Genomic DNA, 14583 nt, shown 5'->3' with positions numbered 1-14583 from the left:
CATGGCCGCAAAGCAATCCAACAAACGTCAACTCCGTCACGTGCGCCTTCGCAAGAAGGTCGCTGGAACCACCGAGCGTCCTCGCCTGGCAGTTCACTTCTCGGAGCGTCACATCACCGCCCAGGTCATCGACGACACGATCGGCAAGACGGTCGCCTCCGTGCACACCACGGAATCCGAGCTTCGTTCCGACAAGAATACCCGTGCGAACGTGGAAACCGCCGTCAAGGTGGGCAAACTCATCGCCGAGCGCGTTTCTTCCAAGAGCGTGAAGAAGGTCGTATTCGACCGCGGCGGTTTCAAATACCACGGCAAGGTGAAGGCTCTGGCCGACGCCGCCCGTGAAGCAGGACTCGAATTCTAAACCACCATGGCTCCTCCAAGAAAACACAACAATCATCGCTCCAACGACAACGTCGACAAGGAGCCCAAGGAGACGACAGAAAAGGTGGTTTTCATTAACCGCTGCGCCAAGGTCGTGAAGGGCGGACGCCGCTTCAGCTTCAGCGCGCTCATCGTTTCTGGAAACCACAAGGGCCGCGTGGGTATCGGCTTCGGCAAGGCCAATGAGGTCAGCGAAGCGATTCGCAAGGCGACCGAGTCGGCCAAGAAGCACATGCTCGACATCGCTGTGCACGAAAACACGATCCCGCATGAGGTGATCGGTGAATTCGGCGGCGGTCGAGTGCTGCTTCGTCCCGCCTCGCCCGGTACCGGCATCATCGCCGGTGGCGCTGTGCGTGCGGTCATCGAGGCCGTAGGCATCCGCGACGTTCTCGCGAAGTCCCTCGGCTCCAGCAACCCGTCCAACGTTTCCAAGGCCACTCTCGAGGCGCTCACCGCGCTTCGTCCGAAAGAAGCCATCTTCAAAATCCGCGGCAAGGAGATCAAGCCCAAGGCTGCTCAACCCGTCGCTGCTTAATCCATGAGACTGCACGATCTTAAACCCAATCCTGGTGCCAAGCACCGTCGCAAGCGTCTTGGTATCGGCGAAAGCTCCGGAAAAGGTAAAACATCCGGCAAGGGCCACAAGGGTCAGAAGGCCCGTTCCGGTGGCAGCATCCGCCTCGGTTTCGAGGGCGGCCAGATGCCCCTCTACCGTCAGCTCGCCAAGCGTGGCTTTAACAACACCGCTTTCAAGACGGTCTACGGTGTCGTCAATATCGACGACCTCGAGAAGCGCTTTGAAGACGGCGCCGCCATCAACGAGAAGCTTCTCCGCGGTTCGGGCCTCATCAAGGGCACGTTCGACGGCGTGAAAGTCCTCGGCCGTGGCGAGACCACGAAAAAATTCCACCTCGAAGTGGACAGCATCAGCGCCTCTGCCAAAGAGAAGATTGAGAAGGCAGGCGGCTCGGTGACGTTGACTCGGAAGCCGGAAACGGCTAGCGGGAAGTAGTTTTTTTCCCGCTAACCTGTCTCTCTTCCGATGATCTCTGCCTTCACCAACATCTTTAAGATTCCGGAACTTCGTCAGCGTGTTCTTTTCACGCTGGCGATGATCATTATCATTCGTGCTGGTTCCGCCATCACGACGCCCGGTGTGAATGCAGAGGTGCTGCGGCAATGGTTCGAGCACGCGGGATCCAATCCCGCGGGCGGCATTGCGGCATTGTTCAACCTGTTCAGCGGTGGTTCCCTGGCGCATTGCGCCATCTTCTCGCTCGGTGTGATGCCGTACATCAGTGCGTCCATCATGTTGCAGCTCCTGACTGCGGTGATCCCGCAGCTCGGCAAGTTGTCTCGAGAGGACGGCGGCCGCCGCAAAATCATGCAGTACACGCGTTATGCGACGATCGTGCTCTGTGTGTTTCAGGGCTTTCTCCTTGCGAAATCGCTGGAGAATCCCCAGGCCAATCCCTTCCTGCCTGGCATCGTCGATACGATGAACCGCCTCGGTATGGCGCTGGTTCCAGTGCCGGGCTGGCAGTTTCAGGTCATTACGATCCTGACCCTTACGGCAGGCACGATGTTCCTCATGTGGCTGGGTGACCAGATCACGGAGCGAGGCATCGGCAATGGCGTCTCGCTTATCATCACGGTGGGCATCCTGGCGCAGCTCCCGGCCGGCCTCGTGTTTGCCTGGCGTACGTTCGTGCCCTCGGGTGCGGCGCAGCAGGCCAATGTGAGCCCAATCGTACTGGTGCTCCTGTGTTTGTTCCTCGTCTTTGTCATCGCCTCGGTCATTGCGGTGACGCAAGCCCAGCGAAAGATCAGCATCCAGTACGCCAAGCGAGTAGTGGGTCGCAAAGTCTACGGCGGCCAGACGCAGTACATGCCGCTCAAGGTCAACTACGCGGGTGTCATGCCGATCATCTTCGCGCAGGCCATCCTGCTCTTCCCGTCGACCATCATCAACATGGCGTTCCCGCAGAATCCGACTGCGCAATGGCTCGCCAACATGCTGGCTGTGGGATGGCTTCATTACGTGCTCTTCGGAGCGATGATTTTCTTCTTCAGCTATTTCTGGGTGGCTACGCAGTTCCAGCCGGTCCAGATCGCTGATGACCTCAAGAAATATGGTGGTTTTATCCCGGGCGTGCGTCCGGGCAAGCCGACAGCCGACTTCCTCGACTTCACGATGTCGCGGTTGACGTTTGCCGGAGCCATCTTCCTCACGATCATTGCGGTGTTGCCGCAGCTCCTGTCCCAGTGGCTGCGCGTGCCGTACATGACCGCCCAATTCTTCGGCGGCACAGGTGTACTGATTATCGTTGGCGTCGTGCTTGATACGATGCGCCAGATCGAAACGCACCTGCTGCAGCGCCATTACGATGGATTCCTGCGCAAAGGCAAGATCCGTGGGGCTCGCGATTCTCGCCCCCGCATGGGATCGGGCCAGGTGCTCGACGACAGCAAGCTCGTACTGATCTACGCTGCTATCGGAGTGCTCGTTATCGCTGGTATTACGATTTCCATCGCCTTCCGACGGTAAGGCCATGAAAAATCGGATCGTACTCCTCGGCCCGCCTGCTACAGGCAAGGGCACGCAAGCTGCACTCCTCTCGGCGACGTTTGGAATTCCCGCAGCTTCGACCGGAGCCATGCTCCGCGAGGAAAAGGCGCGTGGCAGCGCCGCAGGCATCGAGGCCGCCAAGTGGACGGACCGCGGGATGCTCTTTCCGGATGATCTCGCTCTGCGCGTGGTGTGGCAATGGATCGATGGCCGCAATCGCTTTATCCTCGACGGATTCCCCCGGACCAAGGGCCAGGCGGAAACTTTTGACACGGGCCTTAAGGATCGAGGTCTCGATCTCGATGTAGTGTATTTCCTCGATCTCCCTGAAGAGGTCATCCGTGAGCGTATGTGCAGCCGCCTGACATGCACCAGGTGCAGTGCGGTCTACAACGAGACCTTTCACAAGGTGACTGCCGAAACGCCTTGCCCTGCCTGTGGTTCGCCGCTGGCTCGCCGGGCTGACGATACTCACGAGGCGCTCGATAGCCGAATGGCTCAGTACCGCGAGCATACCCTGCCCGTGGTTGAGCATTACCGTGCAACGGGCTTGCTCAAGACGATCGACGCCCGCCCGGGTCGCGACGCGATTTTCCAGACTCTCTACCGGGACATTTCCGGCACCGAACTCCCCGCCAACTCGCAAGAGGTGCGCGCAGCCCTGGAGGCACTCGCATGATTCCTATCAAGCGTGGACCCGAAATCCAGAAGATGCGCAAGGCTGGTGAAACGGCTGCGAACATCCTCAATCGCCTTGCAGACCTCATCGCGCCCGGCGTGACGACCGGCGAGATCGATCATGCCGCCTCGCAGTACATGGCAGAGGCCGGGGTGAAGAGCGCATTTCACGGGTACAAGAAATTCCCGGGCTACGTCTGCATCAGCCTCAATGAAGAGGTCGTGCATGGCATCGGCGGTCCCCGCAAGATCCAGTACGGCGATATCGTTAAGCTCGATGTCGGTGTCGTGCAGGATGGATGGATCGGCGACACGGCAGCCAGCATTCCGGTCGGCATCATCAGCCCCGAGGCCGAGCAGCTTTTGACAGTTTCTGAACAGTCGCTGAACATCGCGGTTTCGCTGGCTCGCGCCGGGACGCATCTGGGAGACGTGTGTGCCTCGGTGGAGGAACATGTTTCCAAGTACGGCTACACCGTGGTCCGCGAGTTCGTCGGCCATGGCGTCGGCCGCAGCCTGCACGAGGAACCTCAGATCCCAAATTTTGGCCGCCGCGGCACAGGGCCGACCCTGCGCGCTGGCATGACGCTCGCCATCGAACCCATGGTCAACATGGGAACGGCCCGCGTTAAACTCCTCTCCGACAAGTGGACAGTGGTGACCCAGGATGGTCGTCCGTCTGCCCATTTTGAACACACCGTACTCGTAACCGACGGCGATCCCGAAGTCTTGACATGGCCAAGAAAGACGCTATTGAAGTAGAAGGGAAGGTCGTCGAGTTGCTGCCCAATACCATGTTCCGAGTCGAACTGTCGAATGGGCACCGCGTACTTGCACACATTTCCGGAAAGATGCGGCTGCACTTCATTCGCATTCTTCCTGGTGACAGAGTCATGGTGGAGATGTCCCCATACGATCTCACCAAAGGCCGCATAACATTCCGGCATAAAGATACGCCCAAACCACAAACTGCAAAATGAAAGTTCGAGCCTCCGTTAAACGTCAGTGTGAAAGCTGCAAGATCGTGCGCCGTAAGAATGTCGTGCGCGTGATCTGCAAGAATCCGCGCCACAAGCAGAAGCAGGGCTAATTGCCTGACCTGAAGTACAAACTCTTAACCGACCTAATAGTATGCCCCGCCTTCTTGGAGTAGAAATTCCCGGTGACAAACGCATCGAGGCCTCGCTGCCGTACATCTACGGCATCGGCCCGAGCAACACGAAGCGTGTGTTGGAGACCGCCAACATCGATCCCAACACCCGCGCCAAAGACCTTTCGCCTGAACAGCTCAATGCGATCATCCACGCGATCAACTCGCTGAAGATCGTGATCGAAGGCGATCTCCGCCGCGAGGTGCAGAGCAATCTGAAGCGCCTCCAGGCCATTAACTGCTACCGCGGCATCCGCCACCGGCGTGGATTGCCTGTCCGCGGACAGCGCACGTCCACCAACGCCCGCACCCGCAAGGGACCGCGTCGGACCGTTGGCGTGCAGCGCAACCCGAACGCCAAAGCCGGCAAAGTGTAATTGATTGAACCATGGCTGACGAATTGAACCCTACGCCTGCGGCTCCTGAAGGAGACGCAAAGCCCGCCGCCGAGAAGAAGCCGAAGGCGGCCCCCAAGAAAAAAGAAACTCCCGCCACGGAAGCCGCCGCGCCTGTTGAGGCCGCTGCTCCTGCTGAAGCCGTCGCGCCCGCCGCTGGCGCCGAGGCTCCGGCTGCCGCACCCGCTGCTGCAGCCCCTAAGGAAGCCAAGCCCAAAGCTTCCAAGAAGGCCAAGAAGGAGGAGAAGAAGGAAGCCGCCGCTCCCGTCAGCGTGAGCCTCTCTCTCGACGACACGATCGAGCCGATCAAGGTCGTCAAGGCCAAGGGAAGCAAGAACGTCACCCAGGGCATCGCCCATGTGCAGGCCAGCTTTAACAACACGATCGTCAGCATCACGGACCTCCGTGGCGGTGTCATCGGCTGGTCCAGCGCTGGCAAGTGTGGCTTCAAGGGCTCCCGCAAGAGCACGGCCTACGCCGCCCAGATGGTCGCCCAGGACGCCTGCAAGCAGGCGATGGGACACGGCCTCAAGGAAGTGGAAGTCCGCGTCAAGGGCCCCGGTGCCGGTCGTGAATCCGCCGTCCGCGCCATGCAGGCCATCGGCCTCGAGATCACTGTCATCCGTGACGTGACCCCGGTGCCTCACAACGGTTGCCGCCCGCCGAAACAGCGTCGCGTCTGATCAGATTTTAGGAAAGGAAAGTTATGGCTCGTTATACAGGACCCAAGACCAAGGTCAGCCGCCGCTACGGCACGCTCATCCACGGTTCTCCGAAGGCATTTGAACGCAAGAGCTACCCGCCGGGACAGCATGGCCCCAAGGGCTCGCGTCGCAAGCTCTCCGACTACGCACTCGCTCTCGCCGAGAAGCAGAAGCTCCGCTTCCAGTACGGCGTACTCGAGCGCCAGTTCCGCCGTTACTTCGCGCTGGCTTCCAGCAAGCGCGGCGTCACCGGTGAGATCCTGCTCCAGCTCCTCGAGACCCGCCTCGATAACGTGGTGCAGAAGCTCGGCTTTGCCAAGACACTCCGCGCAGCGCGTCAGCTCGTTTCGCATGGGCACGTGACCGTCAACGGCCGCAAGACCAATGCTTCGTCGATGAACGTCAAGCCGGGTGACAAGGTGGCTGTGAAGCCGGCCGAGCGCTCCAAGCGCCTCGCCGTCAAGGCTATCGACCAGACCTCCGCTCACGCGACTCCGGACTGGCTCCAGGTCGACAAGGACGCTCTCGTCGGCACGGTCGTTCGCATCCCGACCCGCGACGACATCAATCCGATCGTCAACGAGCAGCTCGTTGTCGAACTTTACTCCCGCTAGTTTCTAGCGGAGTCAAAGTCCTCTCCTTTGAAAAAGCCCGCTGGCAACAGCGGGCTTTTTTGTATTCTTGCGAACCCGGGAAGCTTTACGCGACTCCAGGCAGGGTTCTTGATCGTACCTGAAACCCCGGAATCATCATTCAGCGAAAAGGGGCTGAATGTGGAAAGTGATGCCATAAGGATTTTTCCGGGATGGGAGCTTGATATCGGGAAATATCCCGATAAAGTCGGGCGACACTATGGCCAAGACCGACGACGTCTCCTCTCCGACTGATGACAAAGCCGCAGCGCTGCGCAACAAAAACCTGGAGCTTGCCATCCAGCAGATTGAAAAAGATTACGGCAGCGAGGCGATCCGTCGCCTCGGGGATGCCAGCACCTCTGCGGTGGAGGTCATTCCCACCGGAAACATTTTGATCGACCGCGCCCTCGGCGTGGGAGGCTTTCCGCGTGGCCGAATCGTGGAAATCTACGGACCGGAAAGCTCTGGCAAAACGACTCTGACTCTCACCGCCATCGCCCAGGCGCAGAAGCGCGGCGGCCTGGCCGGCTTCATCGACGTCGAGCACGCGCTCGACCCGTCCTATGCCCGCAAGCTAGGCGTGAACCTCGACGATCTCCTCGTTTCCCAGCCGAGCTCGGGTGAAGAGGCTCTCCGCATCTGTGAAACGCTCGTGCGTTCCAATGCGCTCGACGTTATCGTCCTCGACTCCGTCGCCGCACTGGTGACAAAATCGGAACTGGAAGGCGAGATCGGCGACGCCGTCGTCGGTGCTCAGGCGCGCTTGATGAGCAATGCCCTGCGCAAGCTCACGGCCTTTATCTCCAAAGCCCAGACGGTCTGCGTGTTCACGAACCAGATCCGCGAAAAAATCGGCGTGATGTTTGGCAACCCCGAGACGACGCCGGGCGGTAAGGCGCTCAAGTTTTATTCCAGCGTTCGCATCGACATCCGCCGCATCGGCGCGATCAAGACCAGCGACGGCACCGTGACGGGCAACCGCACGAAGGTGAAGGTGGTGAAGAACAAGGTGGCTCCGCCGTTTGCCGAGGCGGAGTTTGATATCATGTACAACGAGGGCATCTCGAGCACCGGCTCGCTTCTCGATCTCGCCATCGAGAAAAATGTCCTCGAGAAACGTGGTTCCTGGCTCAGCTACAAGGGCACACAGCTTGCGCAGGGACGCGATGCCGCCAAGGAGGCGCTCAAGAATGACCCCGAGCTTTACGCTAAAATCGAAGCTGAGGTGCGCGAAGCGCTGGACAAAGACAAGAAGTAAGCTTCCTTACATCGTCGCGACGCACGGGCGGCCAGGTGGTCACCCCGTGCAGTCGCGCATTGATCTTTTCCGTCAAAATCCCTATTCCGATTACCACAATGAAAAAGCTGTTAACCGTAGCTGCCGCACTTGCGCTCGTGCTGAGCTTCGACTCCTGCAAAAAGAAGGAAAACAATCAGTTCGCCGGTGTTGATGGCGATTATGTGACGGGCACTCCGCTGCCGGACCGCATCGAGGGCTCGAATTTCTTCGGCAGTAATGTCCAGCGCGGCCAGTTCGCTCCGGTTTACTTCGGTTACGACAGCTTCTCGGTCTCCGATTCCGAGCTGATCAAGCTTGAGAAGGTGGCAACCGCGATGAAGAGCATCAACAAGACTCTCATCATTGCCGGTTTCACCGACGAGCGTGGTACGGAGGAATACAACCGCGGTCTTGGTGAGAAACGCGCCGGGGCCGTGCGCGATGCTCTCATTTCGATGGGCGTGAGCGGATCGAAGATCCAGACCGTCAGTTTCGGAGAAGAAATGCCAGCCGATCCCGGCAGTGGCGAATCCGCCTGGGCTCTTAATCGTCGCGCCGAGTTCGGCGTCGTCAAGTAAGGCGCGCCGTGGGCGTGCCCCTTCTTGATCTTCCGCGCCAGCACGAGCGGGTCCGTACCGCCGTCGCTGACGGAGTCGCTGCAGTTTTTGCCTCGCAGCAGTTCATCCTCGGCAAGACGGTCGAGGATTTCGAAAACAGCTTTGCCGAGTTGATCGGTGTGCCGCATGCCGTGGGCATGTCGTCCGGCACGGATGCCCAACTCGCCATCCTCATGGCAATGGGCATCGGAGAGGGAGACGCGGTCATCACGACCCCGTACACCTTCTTTGCCACGGCTGGCTGCATTCATCGCGTAGGCGCGGAGACGGTGTTCATCGACATCGACCCCGCGACGTATCTCATCGACCTCACGCTCCTTGAGCAGTACCTGGAGTCCCGCCAGCGGGACGACGAAGGATACCTTCTCACTGATAAAGGCGCACGCATTCGGGCTATCATCCCGGTGCATCTTTTCGGCGTCTGTGTGGCGGCGGACGCGCTGCAAAACCTGAGCGAAAAATACTCGGTCCCGATCGTCGAGGACGCGGCGCAGGCCGTAGGAGCGGAGTTTCGCTCCTGGGCCACTGGCGAGATGTCACGAGCAGGTGCCATTGGCGATTCCGCCTACTTCAGCTTTTTCCCGACGAAGAACCTCGGTGCCGCCGGAGACGCTGGCATCAGTGTCTGCAAGGACGCAGATTTCGCCAACAAGCTCCGCCTCGTGCGCAATCACGGCATGGAGCAGCGGTACTACCACCGCGTGGTGGGAGGCAATTTCCGTCTCGACGCCCTCCAGGCCGCCGTCCTGCTGGCCAAGATGCCGCTCGTGCATGAGTGGAACTCCGAGCGTCGCGGCAATGCGACCGACTACCGGGATGGCTTCACCGCCGCCGGGCTGCTCGACTTTGTCACACTGCCGGCCGAGCCATGGTATGGCCGCGCGGTGGAGAATCACCACATCTATCACCAGTACGTCCTGCGCGCTCATCGCCGCGACGAACTGATGGCTCATCTCCAGGCAAACAAGATCGGCTGCGCGGTATATTACCCCGTCCCACTGCATCTTCAGGAGTGCTTTGCCTACCTCGGCTACCAGGAAGGCAGTCTGCCTCATGCCGAGGCGGCGGCGCGCGAGACGATCGCCCTGCCGATTTTCGCGGAGCTTCGCCCCGAGGAGATCAAGGAAGTCGTCGACGCGATCGCGACGTTCTACAAGGGGTAGGACATCGAGTCCCCGCCGGGTGGGCTCTCGTCCACCTTCCCCTGGTGTAGGTGAAATCGTCACAGTCCCTCCATTGGAGGGCTGCAAGCGCGAAGTGGCTACCTTGGAAAATGCCGTAGCGCGGTCACGCCGTCCCAGCGGTGGGACTGGCGGATGGCTGCGGTGATGTATTCCTTGGCTGCAGCGACCGCTTTGGAAAGCGAGAGGCCTTTGGCCAGGTTGGCGGCGATGGCGGAGGAATATGTACAGCCGGTGCCGTGGGTTTCTACGTTGGGTACGAAGGGTGCGGCGAATTCCTCGAATCCGTCCTCCGTGGCGAGGAAGTCGATGGCGGTGCGTCCGCGCAGGTGGCCGCCTTTCAAGAGAAAGGCGGTGCCGTAGCGTTCGACTAGCGCACGGCCAGCATCCTTCATTTTGTCGAGCGAATTGGTCTCGCGTCCGGAGAGCATGGCGAGTTCGTCGAGGTTTGGGGTGACCAAGGTGGCACGACCCAGGAGGAGCGATTCGTAGGCGGCGATAGCCGATTTCTTCAGCAGCGGATCGCCGCTCGTTGCGACCATGACCGGGTCGACGACGATTTCGCCCTCGTAAAGATCGAGATTCGAGGCCACCTCCTCAATGATGGCCGTCGAGTAAAGCATGCCTGTCTTGACTGCGCCGACCGGGAACGCCTCCAGGCTCAGGGCGATCTGCTCGCCGACGATCTCGGGTTTGATTGGCTGGATCGCTGTGACTTTGCCCGGGATCTCCGCCACCACGCAGGTGATGGCGGTAAGGCCATAGACGCCGAAGTGGGAGAACGACTTGAGATCGGCCTGAATGCCGGCTCCGGCGCTGTTGTCGGAACCGGCGATGGTCAGGGCGACCGGCGTGGCGCTTTTAGCGTTCCTCGCCACGGTTGCCGGTCAGGATGAGGACGTAATACAGAAGCTGGCCGAGTACCGCGACGAACGCAGCGACATAGGTGAGCGCGGCGGCATCGAGCACTTTGTTGACACCCCCGGCCTCCGTGCCGGGGCTGATCATGCCCATTTGCTGCAGGATCACCTTGGCTCGGCGCGAAGCGTCAAACTCCACCGGCAGGGTGATGAGCTGGAAGAGTGCGAGCACCGCATAGCAGACCGCAGCGATCATGATGACCTTCATGCCGAGGGCGGGGACAAACAGACCTGCCAGGATGATGATAGGCAGGATGTTTGAAACCACCATGGTGAGCGGCACGATGGCCATACGCCAATGGAGCGGGGCGTAACGTTTCGCGTCCTGGATGGCGTGACCGCATTCGTGGGCGGCGATGCCGAGGGCGGCGACTGACGGGGTATTGTACACGTCCGTGGACAGGCAAAGGCGCTTGTGCGTCGGGTCATAGTGATCACCGAGCATGTCGTTGATCTCGAGGACTTCGACATCGTTGATGTTGGCCGCGCGCAGGATTTCCCGCGCCGCCTGGGCGCCGGTAACGCCCGACGAGGCGGCTACCTGGCTCCAACGATTGAATGCGCCTTTGACCCGCATCTGAGCCCAGAGGCCGAGCAGGATCGGTACACCAATAAGTAATATCCAGAGTATCATAGCGGTCGGAAAGTTATCTCGGTTCTTCAGACAATCAACCGAAACCGGACGTTCATCAAATCCGTCGCTCCCCAATGGGCGGATCGGGGGCAGGCTTCAATGGCTTTGGCCGATGGCGTGACTACGCAATCTCGAACGGTTTCGGGTATTTCGTCAGGAGCTTGCAGCCGGTTTCTGTGACGACGACCACGTCCTCGTGGCGGACGCCGCCGATGCCGGGCCAGTAAATGCCGGGCTCCACGGTGAAGACCTGTCCGGGCTGGAAGGTGGCGGCGGCGAAGCGCGGCTCCTCGTGGATTTCCAAGCCCAGGCCGTGGCCGGTGCCGTGGAAAAAACCATGCCAGCGCCCGTCGCGAACCTCAGTCGGGTAGCCCTGCTCGGCGAAGTAGGTCTTGATGCCGTTATGAATCTCAATGCCTGCGACGCCGGGGCGGATGGCCTTGAGCGCGAACTTCTGCGCGGCGAGGCAGGTTTCCCAGATCCTGAGCTGAGCATCGCTGGCCCGGCCGCGCAAGACAGTGCGGGTGATGTCGCCATAGTATCCTGATCCAGCGGCCCGCGGAAAGATGTCCAGAATGATGAGCTGATGGGCGAGCAACGGGCCATGCCCGCGCTCGTGCGGGTCGCAGGCCGCGTCGCCGCAGGCCACGATGGTATCGCCCCGAGCCTCGCCTCCGGCGCGAATGACGGCGATCTCCATCTCGGTGCGCAGGATTTCGGAGGTAAGGACTTTTCCGCCCCAGAGGAGCTTGTGATCTTTGCGGATTTCCGAGGCCTTGAGGATTTCCTCGGCACGCGCGAGTCCCGCCTCGGCGATACGATTGGCCGCGGTGAGAGCCTTGATTTCGTCGGGCGTCTTGATGACGCGCTCCGGCCAGAGCGTCGACGAGGCCGGAACGGTCTTGATGCCCTCCTTTTGAAGATTGGTTGCGATGAGATGGGGAAAGTCAGCCGGCACCTCGACGCGGGTGATGCGACGGGACTTGAGGAAACGCGCGACGACCTGCGCGATGGATGGGCGGATTTTCTTTTTGCCCTGTATCTCCTTCTCCAGTGCCGAGTAGGAAAGCACCTCGTCGACCTTCGCGTCGCGGCGGCCGCGGTCGATCTCGAGGTCGCTCAGGAGGAGCGTTTTTCTGCCATCGGCCTCCAGCAGCACGAATGCATCGGGCGCGCGGAATCGGGTGGCATACAGGATGTCGGCATTGGATTCGCTGGCAGCGATGATCAATTTTGCGCGTTTCACGATGAGGGAATTGTGCTCAAGGTACCACGCGTGATCAAGAACCTCCACCGATGGACCCGCCTCAGCTCGCAGAAGTGGGAAGATGCCTGGACGGAACGCCTGCGGTTCCTCGATCCCGAGCGGGTCGTGATGTTGACGTGGCCGAACTCGCGGGCGCTGAAGATCGAGGTGTACTGCGACGAGCCAACAGCGAAGCGGCTGGTGAAGAGTTTCGGCGGACGTGCGGCCAAGGTGGCGCCAGAGGCATTTAGCGGCACGCCGTCCGCTCCGCGGGCGCCGCTGGCGATCCGGGGCAAGCTCAAGGTGTATTCGGACGAGGTGTCCTGGCGGGAATGGAAGGACTCGGGTCGCAAGCCGCCGGGCATCCTGATCCCGGCCGGCATGGCCTTTGGCACCGGCGAGCACGCGACGACGGCGACCTGCCTGCGCTTCCTGGCGGACGTGGCGGAGGAACTGCCGGAGGATTTTACCGCGCTCGATCTGGGTGCGGGGAGCGGAATTCTTGCCGTGGCCGCCGAGGCGCTGGGGGCGGGAGCAGTCAGTGCGATCGACTACGATCCTGCGGCGGTGCGTATCACACGTCAGAACGCAAAGGTCAATGGTTGCCGCCGCGTGAAATCGGCCCAAGGCGACGCCTTGGAATTCGACGAGCGCGGGCAATATGACCTCGTGATGGCCAACCTCTTTAGCGAAGTGCTTATTTCCGTTGCGCCGCGTATTGTGCGGGCGCTGAAGCGCAAAGGTGTGCTGATTTTTTCCGGCGTGCTGCGCAAGCAGGCGGAAGAGGTCGTGGCGGCCTTTGAGGCGAAGGGACTTTCCAAACCCCGCATTGTCACCCGCGGCAAGTGGTGCGCAGGCATTTGTTTCAAAGGACAAAAATAGACCCCCAATAGAATCCAGAGTCCATTTCAGGGCACAAAAAAGCCGGAGTTCTCTGAACTCCGGCTTTTTGCGTGATTGGAACCAGTGACCGCTCTTAGCTCTGAGGAGCCGGGGCGGCGGTCGGGTCGTATTTGAAGGTCCAGCGAGTCTCGATCTTGCGACCGTCGGCAGTGGCCGAAATGATGACGGTGACTTCGCTGGAGCGGATCTTCTGCTGCATCTTGTACGAGACCGTCTTGGTGGCTGGATCGTAGGTGGCCGGGACGGCGCCGAGGCCGCTGACGCGCATGACGACCGATTTCGGATCGACCTTGCCAAGGGCGGCGAGGTTGGCCTTGATCTCCGGCTCGGCGGTGGAGATGGTCTCTCCCTCGGCAGGAATGGTCACCATGGCGGCGCTGGCCGGGATCGCGGTGATGCCTTCCACTCCGGCGGGAGCGGCTGCACCCGCACTGAAGGCGATGGCCTTCTGGAACACATCCGGCTTGGTCGACTCGATGGCATAGCGACCCTGCATGACGGGGTCGCCTCCGAAGCCCAGGTGCTGACCGTATACGGTGAAGGCAGCTTCATAACCTGCGTCCGTGGCGATCTTGCGCACGAGCTCATTGTGCATGCCGTACGGATACGCGAGCGTCTTGATCTGGATGCCGAGTTTTTGCTCGAGGATCTGCTTGGAGCGTTCAAGTTCATCCTTCACCCAGGCCTCGTACTGCTCGGGCGTGCGGCCTTTTTTGCCGGTGAGGGCAGTGTGAGAGACCGTGTGGCTGCCGATGTCGACTCCGGCGTCGCGCATTTCGGCGAGCTGTTCCCAAGTCATGGACTGGCCGCCGGACTTGGGGCCGCCCTTCACGTAGTCCGTATAGATGAACATGGTGAAGGGGTAGTTGAACTTCCTCAGGATCGGCCACGCGGTGGTGTAGCCCGAGAGGTAGCCGTCATCGATGGTGACGACGGCAGCCTTGGACGGGATGTTCTTTTCTCCGCGGCGCCAGGCGAGGAAGTCTTCCATCGGGATGACTTCGATGCCCTGGTCCTTGAGAGCCTGCATCTGCGCCTCAAAGTCCTGCGGCGAGATCGAGAGGCTGTCCTTCGGCTTCTGGTCGAAGCGATGGTAGCACAGCACGATGACGCGGGCGGTTTTGTCGATCACGACCGGAGTGGGCGTGGGCTCGGGGGTGGGAGCCGGAGTCGCGGTAGGGGCCGGAGTGGGCTCGGGCGCGGGGGCCGGAGCGGATTTCTTGCAGCCGGAGAGCGCGAGGGCGGCCATGGCCACGGCGAGGAGACATTTACGCATAGGATTCGA

19 protein-coding genes are annotated in these 14583 nt (G+C 60.7%); 15 read left to right on the top strand and 4 right to left on the bottom strand.

Annotated elements, in window-relative coordinates; genetic code table 11:
- Window position 1: 1 nt before the first annotated feature.
- The 14 genes from rplR to TSACC_RS17160 all read left to right on the top strand — a co-directional run bounded on the left by rplR (window position 2) and on the right by TSACC_RS17160 (window position 9577).
- Window positions 2-364 (top strand): 50S ribosomal protein L18, encoded by a 363-nt coding sequence (gene rplR, locus TSACC_RS17225; protein WP_075080450.1) that lies wholly within the window; start codon window positions 2-4, stop codon window positions 362-364.
- Between the two features lie 6 nt (window positions 365-370).
- Window positions 371-922: a 30S ribosomal protein S5 gene (gene rpsE, locus TSACC_RS17220; protein WP_075080449.1), complete on the top strand. Its 552-nt coding sequence runs from the start codon at window positions 371-373 to the stop codon at window positions 920-922.
- 3 nt (window positions 923-925) lie between these two features.
- Window positions 926-1399, top strand: coding sequence for a 50S ribosomal protein L15 (gene rplO, locus TSACC_RS17215; RefSeq protein WP_075080448.1), 474 nt, complete (start codon window positions 926-928; stop codon window positions 1397-1399).
- A gap of 30 nt (window positions 1400-1429) precedes the next feature.
- Complete coding sequence (gene secY / locus TSACC_RS17210; protein WP_075080447.1) at window positions 1430-2935, top strand: preprotein translocase subunit SecY; 1506 nt, start codon at window positions 1430-1432, stop codon at window positions 2933-2935.
- A gap of 4 nt (window positions 2936-2939) precedes the next feature.
- Window positions 2940-3635 carry an adenylate kinase family protein gene (locus TSACC_RS17205; RefSeq protein WP_075080446.1) on the top strand — a complete coding sequence of 232 codons (696 nt, stop codon included), beginning with the start codon at window positions 2940-2942 and terminating at the stop codon, window positions 3633-3635.
- A complete protein-coding gene (gene map / locus TSACC_RS17200) occupies window positions 3632-4396 on the top strand; it encodes a type I methionyl aminopeptidase (protein ID WP_075080445.1) in 765 nt (254 codons plus the stop codon). The genes TSACC_RS17205 and map overlap by 4 nt, the downstream gene beginning before the upstream one ends.
- A complete protein-coding gene (gene infA, locus TSACC_RS17195; protein WP_075080444.1) occupies window positions 4369-4614 on the top strand; it encodes a translation initiation factor IF-1 in 246 nt (81 codons plus the stop codon). The genes map and infA overlap by 28 nt, the downstream gene beginning before the upstream one ends.
- Entirely contained in the window at window positions 4611-4724 is a 114-nt protein-coding gene (rpmJ, locus tag TSACC_RS17190) for a 50S ribosomal protein L36 (RefSeq protein ID WP_075080443.1), read from the top strand. Before infA ends, rpmJ begins: the two co-directional genes overlap by 4 nt.
- Window positions 4725-4765: 41 nt before the next feature.
- Window positions 4766-5161 (top strand): 30S ribosomal protein S13, encoded by a 396-nt coding sequence (gene rpsM / locus TSACC_RS17185; protein WP_075080442.1) that lies wholly within the window; start codon window positions 4766-4768, stop codon window positions 5159-5161.
- An 11-nt stretch (window positions 5162-5172) separates the two neighbouring features.
- A complete protein-coding gene (rpsK, locus tag TSACC_RS22785; protein WP_075080441.1) occupies window positions 5173-5862 on the top strand; it encodes a 30S ribosomal protein S11 in 690 nt (229 codons plus the stop codon).
- A gap of 23 nt (window positions 5863-5885) precedes the next feature.
- Window positions 5886-6497: a 30S ribosomal protein S4 gene (gene rpsD, locus TSACC_RS17175; RefSeq protein WP_075080440.1), complete on the top strand. Its 612-nt coding sequence runs from the start codon at window positions 5886-5888 to the stop codon at window positions 6495-6497.
- Between the two features lie 238 nt (window positions 6498-6735).
- The gene (gene recA / locus TSACC_RS17170; RefSeq protein WP_075080439.1) at window positions 6736-7776 is read left to right on the top strand and encodes a recombinase RecA; all 1041 of its coding nucleotides are present in this window, start codon (window positions 6736-6738) and stop codon (window positions 7774-7776) included.
- Window positions 7777-7874: 98 nt separating this feature from the next.
- The gene (locus TSACC_RS17165; RefSeq protein ID WP_075080438.1) at window positions 7875-8375 is read left to right on the top strand and encodes an OmpA family protein; all 501 of its coding nucleotides are present in this window, start codon (window positions 7875-7877) and stop codon (window positions 8373-8375) included.
- 8 nt (window positions 8376-8383) lie between these two features.
- On the top strand, window positions 8384-9577 hold the full coding sequence (locus TSACC_RS17160) for a DegT/DnrJ/EryC1/StrS family aminotransferase (protein ID WP_075080437.1): 1194 nt from the start codon (window positions 8384-8386) through the stop codon (window positions 9575-9577).
- Between the two features lie 98 nt (window positions 9578-9675).
- On the opposite strand, the gene thiD is transcribed toward TSACC_RS17160, so the two are convergent.
- From thiD to TSACC_RS21365, 3 genes are all read right to left on the bottom strand, one after another.
- Entirely contained in the window at window positions 9676-10473 is a 798-nt protein-coding gene (gene thiD / locus TSACC_RS17155) for a bifunctional hydroxymethylpyrimidine kinase/phosphomethylpyrimidine kinase (protein ID WP_075080436.1), read from the bottom strand.
- On the bottom strand, window positions 10457-11149 hold the full coding sequence (locus TSACC_RS17150; protein ID WP_075080435.1) for a zinc metallopeptidase: 693 nt from the start codon (window positions 11147-11149) through the stop codon (window positions 10457-10459). The genes thiD and TSACC_RS17150 overlap by 17 nt, the downstream gene beginning before the upstream one ends.
- A 121-nt stretch (window positions 11150-11270) precedes the next feature.
- On the bottom strand, window positions 11271-12395 hold the full coding sequence (locus tag TSACC_RS21365) for a M24 family metallopeptidase (RefSeq protein WP_169809688.1): 1125 nt from the start codon (window positions 12393-12395) through the stop codon (window positions 11271-11273).
- A 12-nt stretch (window positions 12396-12407) separates the two neighbouring features.
- Between TSACC_RS21365 and TSACC_RS22160 the strand changes: the two genes are divergently transcribed.
- Window positions 12408-13277: a 50S ribosomal protein L11 methyltransferase gene (locus TSACC_RS22160; RefSeq protein ID WP_169809687.1), complete on the top strand. Its 870-nt coding sequence runs from the start codon at window positions 12408-12410 to the stop codon at window positions 13275-13277.
- Between the two features lie 94 nt (window positions 13278-13371).
- Here TSACC_RS22160 and TSACC_RS17135 read toward each other — a convergent pair whose 3' ends face one another.
- A complete protein-coding gene (locus tag TSACC_RS17135) occupies window positions 13372-14574 on the bottom strand; it encodes a polysaccharide deacetylase family protein (RefSeq protein ID WP_075080433.1) in 1203 nt (400 codons plus the stop codon).
- Window positions 14575-14583 lie beyond the last annotated feature (9 nt).

Origin of the sequence: Terrimicrobium sacchariphilum (assembly GCF_001613545.1) — a bacterium.
In the GTDB taxonomy this organism is placed as follows: Bacteria; Verrucomicrobiota; Verrucomicrobiia; order Chthoniobacterales; family Terrimicrobiaceae; genus Terrimicrobium; species Terrimicrobium sacchariphilum.
The sequence above is the reverse complement of the archived record's forward strand: the minus strand, read 5'-3'. Positions and strand labels throughout refer to the sequence as shown.

What these genes read in the sequence shown, in the direction of transcription:
- rplR (WP_075080450.1), top strand. Translation starts at nt 2, where the DNA reads ATGGCCGCAAAGCAATCCAACAAACGTCAACTCCGTCACGTGCGCCTT.
- rpsE (WP_075080449.1), top strand. Translation starts at nt 371, where the DNA reads ATGGCTCCTCCAAGAAAACACAACAATCATCGCTCCAACGACAACGTC.
- rplO (WP_075080448.1), top strand. Translation starts at nt 926, where the DNA reads ATGAGACTGCACGATCTTAAACCCAATCCTGGTGCCAAGCACCGTCGC.
- secY (WP_075080447.1), top strand. Translation starts at nt 1,430, where the DNA reads ATGATCTCTGCCTTCACCAACATCTTTAAGATTCCGGAACTTCGTCAG.
- TSACC_RS17205 (WP_075080446.1), top strand. Translation starts at nt 2,940, where the DNA reads ATGAAAAATCGGATCGTACTCCTCGGCCCGCCTGCTACAGGCAAGGGC.
- map (WP_075080445.1), top strand. Translation starts at nt 3,632, where the DNA reads ATGATTCCTATCAAGCGTGGACCCGAAATCCAGAAGATGCGCAAGGCT.
- infA (WP_075080444.1), top strand. Translation starts at nt 4,369, where the DNA reads ATGGCCAAGAAAGACGCTATTGAAGTAGAAGGGAAGGTCGTCGAGTTG.
- rpmJ (WP_075080443.1), top strand. Translation starts at nt 4,611, where the DNA reads ATGAAAGTTCGAGCCTCCGTTAAACGTCAGTGTGAAAGCTGCAAGATC.
- rpsM (WP_075080442.1), top strand. Translation starts at nt 4,766, where the DNA reads ATGCCCCGCCTTCTTGGAGTAGAAATTCCCGGTGACAAACGCATCGAG.
- rpsK (WP_075080441.1), top strand. Translation starts at nt 5,173, where the DNA reads ATGGCTGACGAATTGAACCCTACGCCTGCGGCTCCTGAAGGAGACGCA.
- rpsD (WP_075080440.1), top strand. Translation starts at nt 5,886, where the DNA reads ATGGCTCGTTATACAGGACCCAAGACCAAGGTCAGCCGCCGCTACGGC.
- recA (WP_075080439.1), top strand. Translation starts at nt 6,736, where the DNA reads ATGGCCAAGACCGACGACGTCTCCTCTCCGACTGATGACAAAGCCGCA.
- TSACC_RS17165 (WP_075080438.1), top strand. Translation starts at nt 7,875, where the DNA reads ATGAAAAAGCTGTTAACCGTAGCTGCCGCACTTGCGCTCGTGCTGAGC.
- TSACC_RS17150 (WP_075080435.1), bottom strand. Translation starts at nt 11,149, where the DNA reads ATGATACTCTGGATATTACTTATTGGTGTACCGATCCTGCTCGGCCTC.
- TSACC_RS17135 (WP_075080433.1), bottom strand. Translation starts at nt 14,574, where the DNA reads ATGCGTAAATGTCTCCTCGCCGTGGCCATGGCCGCCCTCGCGCTCTCC.